We start from the raw sequence: 10,892 nt of genomic DNA, 5'->3' as shown, positions 1-10,892 counted from the left end.
GTAATCACTACCCCTATTCCGGGCGAAGGCCCGGACGCTCCGCCGGCCCTTCCCACCTCCCGACGCCTTGCGGCGGGAGTCCGTTGAATCACGTCATCCCCGGACAACGAGGCGCAGCCGAGGCCGATCCGGGGAGGCGCGTGAGGGCGGAGAGGCGTGTGTGGAGGGTGATCAGTGGCTGGTGATTTGTGGTTGCTGCATCTGGCAGCGGGCTCCGTCGGCCGCCATGGCTTGGCGTCTAGGATGCCACAGCCACAAATCACAAACCACCAACCAACCACTAGCCACCACTCCATCCCGTGACACCCCGGAACAGATCAGGCACAACCCGCCGATGCTCCCCGACTCAATCCTGCGCGATCCACCGGCCCGGCCGGGCCTGGACCAGGCGCGCGAGACGCTGGACCGGGTCTGGGGTCACGCCGATTTCCGGGGGCTTCAGGCCAAGGTGGTCGAGGCCGTCATGGCCGGGCGCGACGTGCTGGCGGTGCTGCCGACCGGTGGGGGAAAGTCGGTCTGCTATCAGATCCCGGCCATCCTGCGCCCCGGGCTAGGCCTCGTCGTCTCGCCCCTGATCGCCCTGATGACCGATCAGGTCGAGGCCCTGAAACAACAGGGGGTGGCGGCGGCGCGGCTGGATTCGGGTGTCTCGATGGACGACCGGTCGGCCATCTGGCGTCAGGCGCGGGCGGGCGAGCTTGACCTGCTCTATGTCTCGCCCGAAGGCCTGGCGTCCGGGGCCCTGCTGGACCGGCTGCATGAACTGCCGCTCTCGCTGATCGCCATCGACGAAGCCCACTGCGTCTCCCAGTGGGGTCACGATTTCCGCCCCGACTACCGGACGCTGGGCCGTCTGGCCGAGATCTTCCCCGGCGTCCCCCGGATCGCCGTCACCGCCACCGCCGACGCCCGGACCCGCGACGACATCCTGCGCTCCCTGCGTCTGGAGGGCGCCGAGGTCTTCGTCGACAGTTTCGCCCGGCCCAATCTGCAACTGTCCGCCATCCGCAAGGAAAGCGCGTCACGGGCCAGGACCGACGCCGCCGTCATCGACCTGGTCCGCCAGAGGAAGGGCCGCTCAGGCGTGGTCTATTGCGGGTCGCGCGACGGCTGCGACCGGGTCGCCGAGGCCCTGCGCAGCGCCGGCACCAACGCCATCGCCTATCACGCCGGCATGGACAACCGCGAGCGCGACCGCCGCCTCGAGCGGTTCCTGGCCGAGGACGGGGCGGTCATGGTGGCGACCATCGCCTTCGGCATGGGGGTCGACAAGGCCGACGTCCGCTTCGTCATCCACGCCGATCCGCCGGGCAGCCTGGAGGCCTATTGGCAGGAGATCGGCCGGGCCGGACGAGACGGCGAACCGGCCGAGGGCATCACCCTGTACGGCCCCTCCGACATCGCCTGGACCCTGAAGCGCCTCGAAGGCCGGCCCATGGCCGAGGAGGTCAAGGCGGTCCAGACGGCCAAGGCACGCCGCCTGTTCGCCATGCTGGACGGTGCCGTCTGTCGCCCCCAGGCCGTGCGCCGCTATTTCGGAGAGGCCGCGGCCGAACCCTGCGGCGTCTGCGACGTCTGCGCCGATCCGCCCATGATGTTCGACGCCTCCATCCCGGCCCAGAAGGCCCTGGCGGCGGTCCAGCGGCTGGGAGGCCGTTTCGGACGCGGCCGCGTCGTCGATCATCTGCTGGGCAAGACCAAGGAGGTCCAGCCCTGGGAGGCCGCCCTGTCCACCTGGGGCATCGGAAAGGACACGTCTCCGAACAGCTGGCGCGACATCATCGATCATCTGCTGTTCGAGGGTCTGCTGCTGGAGGACCCCAACGACGGCAAGCCCTTGGTGGGCCTGGGCGACGCCGAGGCGGTTCGCGCCGTCTATCGGGGGGAACGAACGATCGAAGTCCGCCGCGCCCCCGCCGGCTTCGACGCCTCGACCCGCTCGGGCAATCCGCGCGCCGGCCGCGTCAGGAATGACCGCAACGCCGCGCTGGAGACCCTCGACGCCGACGTGCGCGCCCGGTTCGAGACGCTTCGCGCCTGGCGCCGCGACCGCGCGTCCGAACAGCACGTCCCGCCCTACGTCATCTTCCAGGACAAGACCCTGCTGGAGATCTCGACCCGCCAGCCTCGCGATCTCGAAGCCCTGGCCGCCATATCCGGCGTGGGTCAGTCGAAGGTCGAGCGGTATGGCAAGGCGGTGCTTGCCGCCCTTACTGAAGGAACCGGTTGAGAGCCGCCATGAACCGGGCCGGCTGGTCGATCATGACCATATGTTCGGCGCCCTCGATCGGCTCGAAACGGGCGGGGCGGGGCAGGTTGCGGTAGCTGTCCCGGAACAGGCGATCGACACGGGCGCGAGGCGACGCGTCGTCGGGGCTCCAGCCATACACCACGGTGACCGGTGCCCGGACCACCGGCAGACGGGACCGCAGATCGGTGGTCATGACCTCATACAGGCCCTGCGCCAGGGTCCGGCGGTCGCCGCCCTGCCAGCCGACCGAGTTGAACAGGCTGTCGGACGCCCCGCCCAGCTGGTCGCCGATCGCCGTGCCCTGCATCCGCAGGGCCTCGTCGCCGAGGAAGGTCAGGGCCTGATAGGCGATCCGCGCCAGGGGCTCGACATCGCCGACCGTGGCCCCCGGACTGATCAGCGCCGGAAAGAAGGGGGCGGCATCGACAACCATGACCCGGCCGATGCGGTCGCCGCCGTCCGCCGCCATCCGCAGCGCGACCAGCCCGCCCAGCGAATGGCCCACGACCGCAGGCCGGTCCAGACGCTGATCGGCCGCATAACGCCGGACCTCGTTCGCCGTCGGACCGATCACCGCGCCTTGCGCATTGGCCGCCGGTGCGATGTCGCCGAACCCGCGGATGGAAACCAGATGCACCCGATATCGATCATCCAGCCGATCGGCCGTCCTGCGCCACACCTCGCTGGTCGAGGCCAGGCCCGGGATCAGGATGACGTCCGGCCCCCGACCCTGGACCGTCACCACGATCCGGTCCGACTGGAAGGGCGCGTCCGCCGTCTGGGCCCGACCCAGGGCGGGAACGAGCGTCAGGAGCGCAAGAAGGGCAAGGAACAGGCGCGTCATACCAGGGGCTCTAACGCGCGATCGTGGCGGAAGTCGCGCAGACATCGTCGCGCTTGCCAACGAGGCCGCACACTGATGATATCGCCCCAACGACAGGGACGTCAGGGGAAACATCCATGCGATCCATATCCGTCATCTTGGCCGCGCTCGCGACCCTTGCAGCCACCCCGGCTCTTGCCCAGGACACGCCGCCGCCCGCAACGCCTGCCCCGGCACAGGAGACGCCGGCCGCACCTGCGGGCGAAGACTGGAACGCCGTCTCGCGCAGCGCCACGCGCGTCTACATGGTCGATGTGTCCAGCCTGAAGATCACGGGTGACATGACCTCGATCACCCTGGCCCGCGTCCCGCTCAGCGCGGAAGCGGCCGGTGACCAGAGCCACATCACCGTCGAGATGGAGTTCAAATGCCGCGCCAAACAGTCCCGCGCCCTGGCCGAGACGGAGCATGACGCGACCGGTGCCGTGACGGGTCGGTATGAGCTCGGCGAGGATTTCACGCCTTACGACGACAACTCTCTCGACAGCTATATCGCCACCGTGGCCTGCGAGGGTGCGCGGGGCACACCCCCGACCTACCCGTCGATCAAGGCCTTCATCGACGCCGGCCGTCGCTGACCTAGAGCACGGCCCCGGTCGTACGCATGATCTCGGCCCGCAGTTCAGGCATGCCCAGACCCTTCTCGGCCGAGGTGACGATGACGGACGGGAAGGCGGCGGGGCGTTTGGAGATGGCCTTCAGCGTCGCCTCACGCACCGTCTCGCGCTCGTGGGCCTTGATCTTGTCGGCCTTAGTGAGGACGATCTGATAGCTGACGGCGGCGTTGTCGAGCGCGTCGAGCGCGTCCTTGTCCACCGACTTCAGCCCATGGCGGGCGTCGATCAGCAGATAGACCCGCTTCAGCGTGACCCGGCCACGCAGATAGTCGCGACCCAGGTCCTGGAACTTCTTGACCGTCGTCTTGGACGCCTTGGCCCAGCCGTAGCCGGGCAGGTCGACCAGCCGCATCTTTCCGTCCAGGTCGAAGAAATTGACCTCTCTGGTGCGCCCCGGCTCGTTGGAGGCCCGCGCCAGCTTGTGCATCCCGACCAGGCCGTTGATCAGGCTGGACTTGCCGACGTTGGAGCGACCCGCAAAAGCGATTTCCGGCAGGTTCGGCTCGGGCAGTTGCTCGATCTTGGCGGCACCCATGACGAAGGTCGCCGGCCGCGCGAACAGTACCCGCGCGGCCTCGATCTCGGCCTCGTCGTATTCGCCGGCCTTGAAGTCGGGGATCGGCCCGTCCGAGGCGGGAGGGACGCCGGTCACGTCGCCTTCTTCAGGCGCGAGAAGAAGTCATCGATCGGGTTCTCGGCCTTGAAGCGGTGCATGATGAAATACTGCTGGATGATCGACAGGATGTTGTTCCACGACCAGTAGACCAGCAGACCCGCCGGGAAGGACGCCATGATGAAGGTGAAGATCAGCGGCATGAACATGAAGATCTGGCGCTGCACCGGATCGGCGGCCGGCGGATTCATCGCCGTCTGCAGCCACATGGTCAGGCCGTAGAAGATCGCCAGCACGCTGAGTGCCAGGGTGAAGCCGCCGCCCGCGCCGTGCGATCCGATCAGATTGCCGATCAGCGGTGCGGTCGAGGGATCCCACGGGATCAGGCCGAACAGGTTCCAGATGTTGGTGGTGTCACGCGCGGACAGATCGCGGATCCAGCCGAAGAAGGGCGCGTGCCGCATCTCGATGGTGACGTACAGCACCTTGTACAGAGCATAGAAGACCGGGATCTGGACCAGGATGGGCAGACAGCCCGCCAGCGGATTGATCTTCTCGCGCTGATAGAGGGCCATCGTCTCCTTCTGCTGGGTCGCCGGATCGTCCTTATGCTTGGCCTTGATCTCCTCCATCTTGGGCTGGAGCAGACGCATCTTGGACAGGCTCTCGTAGCTCTTGTTGGCCAACGGGAACATGATCAGCTTGATCGACAGGGTCAGCAGCAGGATGGCCACCCCGAAGTTGCCGACCAGACCGTAGAAGAACTCCACAATCATGAAGATCGGTCGCGTCAGGAAGAACAGGAAGCCCCAGTCGATCGCATAGATAAAGCGCGGCAGGTCCAGCGACTTCTCGTATCCGGCAAGGATCTCGTTGCGCTTGGCCCCGGCGAACAGGCGTTGGGTCTCGGTCGCGCTCTGGCCCGGCTGGATGGTGCGCAAAGCCCCCGACAGACTGGCTTCATGGATGTTGTAGGTCGACGCGTCGCGGATTCGGAATTCGGTTGAGACGGCCTCCTTCTGATCCGGGATCAGCGCGGCCATCCAGTATTTGTCGGTGATGCCCAGCCAGCCGCCGGTCGAGTCGTTCGAAACGACCTCTTTCTTGGTCCAGTCCTTGTACTTCAGCTGTTGCGTTGCAAAGCCCTCGCCCTTGGAGAAGGTGCCGATCGCGCCTTCGTGCAGGATCTGGTTCTTGCCCAGAGTCTCGGGCACGCCCTGGCGCTGGACGCGGCTGTAGGGGCGGATGGTGATGGCCTGGGTTCCCAGGTTCTGGACGTCGTCGCGGACGCTGAACAGATACTGGTCGTCGATCGAGATGGTCCGCGTAAAGCGCAGGCCCTGGCCGTTGTCCCAGGTGAGGGTGATCGGCGTGGTCGGGGTCAGACGCGACCCGTTGGTCAGGCGCCAGGGCGTGTTGTCGCCGGGAACGCCGCCGGGAACGTTGGTGGCCAGCCATCCGAAGTCGGCGAAATAGGCGTGCTCCATGCCCGACGGCCGGAACAGCTCCTCATAGGGGGAGTTCGGGTCGATCGTTGTGCGGTAGCGCTTCAGGAACAGGTCATCGATGCGGCCACCATTCAGCGACAACGAGCCCTGCAGGGTCGGGGTGTCGATCGGCACGCGCACCGCCGAGCCCAGGGCCTGGGTGCGGTTGGTCAGGAAGATCGCGCTGGAGGGCGCAGGGCTCGCGCCGGGCAGGGCCGCGGTGCCCGCCGTCTGACCCGGAACCTGTTGCTGCGAGGCGACCACGGCGGCCTGGGCGGCCTTCCTGCGATCGGCCTGGGGCTGCATCACGAAGACCTGGTACAGGATCAGGATCACCGCCGTGCAGGCGATGAAGATCACCGTATTGCGTGCGTTCTCGGATTTCATGCGGGTCTGGGATCCTGGCCGGGCTTTTCGGGGCCGGTCGTGGGGGAAGCGGGCGTCGCCGCCGAAATGGGGGCGGGCCCCGCCGTCGTCGAGGTCGCGAGCCTTGTAAGCGCCGATTTCACGTCGTCAAGCAAACGGTCCCAGGGACGGGCCGTCGTGCCCATGCGCGCGATCAGCACATAGTCGCTGCCCGCCTTGCCATGCGTCCCGACCAGGGCGCGGGCGGCCTCGCGCAGGCGGCGTTTGGCCCGGTTCCGGACCACGGCCCCGCCGATCTTGCGAGTGGCGGTGAAGCCGACGCGGACGGTATCGTCGCCGTCGCCGCGATCCAGCCTCTGGACCACGACCGCGCCGCGTGCCTGGGAAACGCCTTTCGCGGCCGCCAGAAACTGGGGCCGCGACGTCAGGCGCTCGATTTTGAGAAGGTTCGTCATGGATCCCCTCCGGGCGGAGAGGACTTTCAAGAAACTGACGGTTACGCCGTCAGCTTCTTGCGGCCCTTGGCGCGGCGGCGGGCGACGATCTTCTGGCCGTTCTTGGTGGCCATCCGCGAACGGAAGCCGTGACGGCGAGCGCGAACAAGACGCGACGGCTGATAGGTCCGCTTCACGGTCGGCTCCTGGGGCTAAGGGTTTGGCGCATGGACAAGGAGGCGTCCACAGCCGGAGGCGGGCGTATAAGGGGCGAGGCCTTCTGTGTCAACGCCGATCGAGCCTGCGCCGGCCGCCTTCATTCAGGCTGGGCCTCCCCACCGGACACGAACGCGTCTAGGACAGGTCAATGAACCGGATCAGGCGTTTTGCGCCACTCATCATCCTTGTCGGAGTGATCGCCCTGATCTTCGGCATGGGCTGGAACCGCTATCTGTCGCTGGAGACCCTGCGTGTCCACGGCGGAGCCCTGACCGCCTTCGCCCACGACCGCTACATCCTCTGCCTTCTGGCCCTGATGGCGATCTTCACCATAGCGACGGCCAGCGTGGTGCCCGGCGTCTTCTTCGTGACCATCACGGCCGGCTATCTGTTCGGGCCCTGGGTCGGGGGGGGAGCGACCTCGATCGCGGCGACCCTGGGGGCTCTGATCGTCTACGCCGTGGCCCGCTCGGCCCTGGGCCAGAGCCTGCGCCAGAAGGCCGAGCGTGACGCCGGCCTGATGGCCCGCGTCTGCGCCGCCATCGACAAGGATACCTTCTGGTACGTGCTGGCGTCGCGGCTGGCGGTGGTGGTGCCGTTTCACATGATCAACATCGCCGCCGGGGTCATGGCGGTGCGGCTGACGCCCTATACGGTCGCCACCGTGATCGGCCTCTTGCCCGCCCACATCATCTATTGCTGGATCGGCTCGCGGCTGAGCACCCTTCTGGCCACCGACCCCGATCCGGATTTCCAGGCCCTGTTCGGCCAGTTCTGGGCACCGATGCTGGGCGTCTTCGTCCTGGCCGTCGTCTTGCCTCTGGCACTGAAGACGGTCCAGGCCCGGATGTCGCGCGGGAAGGCCGGCTGATGGGCCGCACCTCTGGCCCGAACCTTGCGAGGCCCGTGGCATGAGCGGGGGCAGCGATCTGTTCGACAGTATCAGGCGGGCTGTCAGCCCGGGCGACCGGCTGTCCTGGCCCGAGAAGCTGACGCCCCATGCTCCGGACGGCCTGTCGTCACGCCTGCTGTTGCTGACCTTTGCCTTCACCCTGGCGGTCGAGGCCCTGATCGTCGGCCCGTCGGCCGCCTCCTTCCACGAGCGCTGGCTGCTGGATCGGCTGCAAGGGGCGGAACTGGCGTCCGTGGGGGTCGAGGCCCTGCCCTATAACGCCGTCGATGACGACACGGCCGAACAGCTGCTGCGTATCGGCGGGGTCTCGGCCGTGGCCATCTCGGACCAGGGGGTGATGCGCCAGCTGCTTCAGGCCCCGAACCTGCCGCGCGCACCCGACTTCATCGACCTGAGGGGCCGCAGCTTCGCGACCCGCCTGTGGGACCCGGTCGTGACCCTGATGGGCCATCCCGATCGCCAGATCCGCGTCCGGGCCAAGCCGCGCTATCGCTCCGGTGACTTCATCGACGTGGTGGCACCGGCCCAGCCGCTGAAGCTGGAACTGCGCGCCTTCCTGCTGAACAGCCTGCTGGTCTCGATCGTCATCTCCCTTGTGGCTGGGGCCCTGCTCTACGCCGGTCTGGCCTTTCTGGTGCTCCAGCCCCTGCGCCGCGTGACCCGCTCGATCGAAGGCTTCGCCGCCGACCCCGAGACCGTCGCCCCCACTCCGTCCGACCGCCACGACGAGATCGGCCGGGTCGAGCGCGAACTGGCCCGGATGCAGGACGAGGTGCGCCAGTCCCTGCGCGCCCGTTCCCGCCTGGTGGCGCTGGGCGAGGCGGTGGCCAAGATCAACCATGACCTCAGGAACATGCTGACCTCGGCGCAGATCGCATCCGAGCGGCTGGCCTCCTCCGACGACCCCCATGTGGCCAAGGCCATGCCGCGTCTGGAGCGGGCGCTGAGCCGTGCCGCCGCCCTGACCCGCAACGTTCTCGACTACGGCAAGTCCGAGGAGCCCCCGCCCGTCCTGACGCGCATCCCCCTTGCCGCCGCCGCCGCCGCCGCCGGGGAGGACGCAGGCCTCGAAACCTCCGGCGTCCGGCTGGTCAAGGCCATCCCGGCCCGGTTCCAGGTCAATGCCGATACGGACCAGCTGCACCGCATCCTGGTCAACCTGATGCGAAACGCCCGCCAGGCCGTGGAGGGCGATCCGGCGCGTGACGCCGGGCGCGGCAAGGGCACCGTCCGCCTCAGCGCCGTGCACGAGGGCGGCGTCGACATCATCCGCATCGAGGACGACGGCCCGGGCATTCCTCAACGCCTGTCAGAACGTCTGTTCGAGCCCTTCGTCAGCGGCAAGGCCTCGGACGGCTCCGGCCTGGGCCTGACCATCTCACGCGAACTGGCCGCCAATCACCGGGGCGAGCTGCGGCTGCTCCACACCGGCCCCGAGGGCACCACCTTCGAGCTGCGCCTGCCCGGCTGACGCTGCCGTGTGACCGGCCGTCAGTGGGTCCGGGCCTGCCCCTCGCGGCGCGGATCGGCCCCGCCGTCCCAGCTCCAGCCGTTCTCTCCCCGACGCCACAGGGCCCCGTGCAGCCCAGAGTTCTCGGTCGTATTGGGCTGGATCGCGATGCCCCGCGCCGCCATGCCCTCGCGCAGGGCCTGTGAGAACATCTCCGTATCGGCACCGAACCCCGGCCCCTTGGCCACCAGATTGGGCAGGTCGATCGCCGCCTGCATCGGCAGACCCCACACCAGGGCCCCGATCAGGGCCTTGGCGTTATAGGCCAGGATCGACGACCCGCCCGGTGACCCCAGGGCCCCGACCAGCTGCCCCTGATGATCCAGCACGATCACCGGCGACATCGACGACCGGGGCCGCTTGCCCGCCGCCACGGCATTGGCCATGGGCGTTCCGTCGGCGGCCGTCGGCGAGAACGAGAAGTCCGTCAGCTGGTTGTTGAGGAAGAACCCGCCCGCCATCCGGCCCGAGCCGAAGATGCTTTCGACCGTGGTGGTCATGCTGACCGCATTCCCCTTGGCGTCGACGATGACCATATGGCTGGTACCGGCGGGCTCGGTAGTCCGATCCGGCGCCATGAATACTCCGCCCGGCGGTGTTCCCGCCGTCGCCGGCCCGGTCAGGCCCGGCGCGAGGGCCGCGCGCTCGGCGACGTAGTCCTCGTCCAGCAGGCCCTGCACCGGCACTCCGACGAAAGCCGGGTCGCCGACATAGCGATCGCGGTCGGCATACATCAGACGCTGAAGCTGGGCGAAGGCGACCCAGGCCTGCGCATCATCCGGCCCGCCCGCCAGCGACGGCGTCGCCTCGGCCATCTCCAGCAACTGCAACAGCGCCACCCCGCTGGACGGCGGCGGCGGCACGCAGACCACATAGACCCGGAACGGCCGGCACAGGGCCCCACGCTCGATCGGCCTGTAGGCCGCCAGATCCGCCTCGGTCAGGCCACCCGGACGCGGCTCCGCCTGCACCGCCGCCACGATCGCCTCGCCAATCTCCCCCGAATACAGGGCCTGCGCCCCTTGCGTCGCCAGGGATCGCACGGTGGCGGCATAGGCCGGATTGGTCAGGACGTCGCCCGCCACGGCCCGTCGCCCGTCCGGCAGGCTGAAATAGGCCTCGGCCGCCGGGGTCCGGCCCTGGGGAGCCGCGCTGGCGATCATCCCAGCCAGCCGGGGGCTGACCACGAACCCTTCGCGCGCCAACCGCTCGGCGTCGTCGAACAGGGCGCTCCAGGGCAGGGCCCCGTGATCCTTCTGCGCCATCGCCAGCATGGCCACCGCTCCGGGAACCCCCGTCGACCGCCCGCTCAACACCGCCTGGATGAAGGGCAACGGCCGGCCGTCCTCCTGGAACAGCTCCGGCGTCGCCGAGGCCGGCGCAATCTCCCGCCCGTCATAGGCGGTGACCTCCTGCGTCGTCCCGTCGTAGACCATCATGAAGGCCCCGCCGCCCAGTCCGGACGACTGCGGCTCGACCAGACCCAGAACCGCCTGCACCGCCACGGCCGCATCCACCGCCGAACCGCCCCGCCTCAGCACGCCCAGCCCCGCCTCGACCGCCAGCGGATTGGCCGCCGCCACGAACGGCCCCACGGCC

At 68.5% G+C, this 10,892-nt stretch carries 10 protein-coding genes; 4 read left to right on the top strand and 6 right to left on the bottom strand.

The features are described 5' to 3' along the window. Window positions 1-334 precede the first annotated feature (334 nt). A complete protein-coding gene (gene recQ / locus JHC99_RS14035) occupies window positions 335-2,230 on the top strand; it encodes a DNA helicase RecQ (protein ID WP_292155013.1) in 1,896 nt (631 codons plus the stop codon). Here recQ and JHC99_RS14030 read toward each other — a convergent pair. Further along, window positions 2,211-3,095, bottom strand: coding sequence for an alpha/beta hydrolase (locus JHC99_RS14030; protein ID WP_292155012.1), 885 nt, complete (start codon window positions 3,093-3,095; stop codon window positions 2,211-2,213). The genes recQ and JHC99_RS14030 overlap by 20 nt on opposite strands. A gap of 116 nt (window positions 3,096-3,211) precedes the next feature. Between JHC99_RS14030 and JHC99_RS14025 the strand changes: the two genes are divergently transcribed. Continuing rightward, a complete protein-coding gene (locus JHC99_RS14025; RefSeq protein WP_292155011.1) occupies window positions 3,212-3,712 on the top strand; it encodes a surface-adhesin E family protein in 501 nt (166 codons plus the stop codon). Window position 3,713: 1 nt separating this feature from the next. On the opposite strand, the gene yihA is transcribed toward JHC99_RS14025, so the two are convergent. From yihA to rpmH, 4 genes are read right to left on the bottom strand one after another with little or no spacing between them, the layout of a single operon-like run. Next, window positions 3,714-4,370, bottom strand: coding sequence for a ribosome biogenesis GTP-binding protein YihA/YsxC (yihA, locus tag JHC99_RS14020; RefSeq protein ID WP_292155014.1), 657 nt, complete (start codon window positions 4,368-4,370; stop codon window positions 3,714-3,716). A gap of 29 nt (window positions 4,371-4,399) precedes the next feature. Then, the gene (gene yidC / locus JHC99_RS14015; protein WP_292155010.1) at window positions 4,400-6,238 is read right to left on the bottom strand and encodes a membrane protein insertase YidC; all 1,839 of its coding nucleotides are present in this window, start codon (window positions 6,236-6,238) and stop codon (window positions 4,400-4,402) included. Further along, window positions 6,235-6,672 carry a ribonuclease P protein component gene (locus tag JHC99_RS14010; RefSeq protein ID WP_292155009.1) on the bottom strand — a complete coding sequence of 146 codons (438 nt, stop codon included), beginning with the start codon at window positions 6,670-6,672 and terminating at the stop codon, window positions 6,235-6,237. Before JHC99_RS14010 ends, yidC begins: the two co-directional genes overlap by 4 nt. 41 nt (window positions 6,673-6,713) lie before the next feature. After that, the gene (gene rpmH / locus JHC99_RS14005; protein ID WP_271145529.1) at window positions 6,714-6,848 is read right to left on the bottom strand and encodes a 50S ribosomal protein L34; all 135 of its coding nucleotides are present in this window, start codon (window positions 6,846-6,848) and stop codon (window positions 6,714-6,716) included. A 170-nt stretch (window positions 6,849-7,018) separates the two neighbouring features. Here rpmH and JHC99_RS14000 point away from each other — a divergent pair, with 170 nt between their 5' ends. Beyond that, window positions 7,019-7,741, top strand: coding sequence for a VTT domain-containing protein (locus tag JHC99_RS14000; protein ID WP_292155008.1), 723 nt, complete (start codon window positions 7,019-7,021; stop codon window positions 7,739-7,741). Window positions 7,742-7,781: 40 nt separating this feature from the next. Beyond that, window positions 7,782-9,254: a HAMP domain-containing sensor histidine kinase gene (locus tag JHC99_RS13995; protein ID WP_292155007.1), complete on the top strand. Its 1,473-nt coding sequence runs from the start codon at window positions 7,782-7,784 to the stop codon at window positions 9,252-9,254. Window positions 9,255-9,274: 20 nt separating this feature from the next. On the opposite strand, the gene JHC99_RS13990 is transcribed toward JHC99_RS13995, so the two are convergent. Next, the coding region (locus JHC99_RS13990) for a gamma-glutamyltransferase family protein (RefSeq protein ID WP_292155005.1) at window positions 9,275-10,892 on the bottom strand (1,618 nt) is incomplete at its 5' end.

Source organism: Brevundimonas sp., from assembly GCF_016463485.1.
GTDB lineage: Bacteria > Pseudomonadota > Alphaproteobacteria > Caulobacterales > Caulobacteraceae > Brevundimonas.
This window is presented reverse-complemented; position numbering and strand designations above follow the sequence as displayed.

Excerpts from the sequence above, each read along its gene's own strand:
- JHC99_RS14010 (WP_292155009.1), bottom strand. The coding sequence starts at position 6,672 with ATGACGAACCTTCTCAAAATCGAGCGCCTGACGTCGCGGCCCCAGTTT.
- JHC99_RS14000 (WP_292155008.1), top strand. The coding sequence starts at position 7,019 with ATGAACCGGATCAGGCGTTTTGCGCCACTCATCATCCTTGTCGGAGTG.
- JHC99_RS14025 (WP_292155011.1), top strand. The coding sequence starts at position 3,212 with ATGCGATCCATATCCGTCATCTTGGCCGCGCTCGCGACCCTTGCAGCC.
- recQ (WP_292155013.1), top strand. The coding sequence starts at position 335 with ATGCTCCCCGACTCAATCCTGCGCGATCCACCGGCCCGGCCGGGCCTG.
- JHC99_RS13995 (WP_292155007.1), top strand. The coding sequence starts at position 7,782 with ATGAGCGGGGGCAGCGATCTGTTCGACAGTATCAGGCGGGCTGTCAGC.
- JHC99_RS14030 (WP_292155012.1), bottom strand. The coding sequence starts at position 3,095 with ATGACGCGCCTGTTCCTTGCCCTTCTTGCGCTCCTGACGCTCGTTCCC.
- yidC (WP_292155010.1), bottom strand. The coding sequence starts at position 6,238 with ATGAAATCCGAGAACGCACGCAATACGGTGATCTTCATCGCCTGCACG.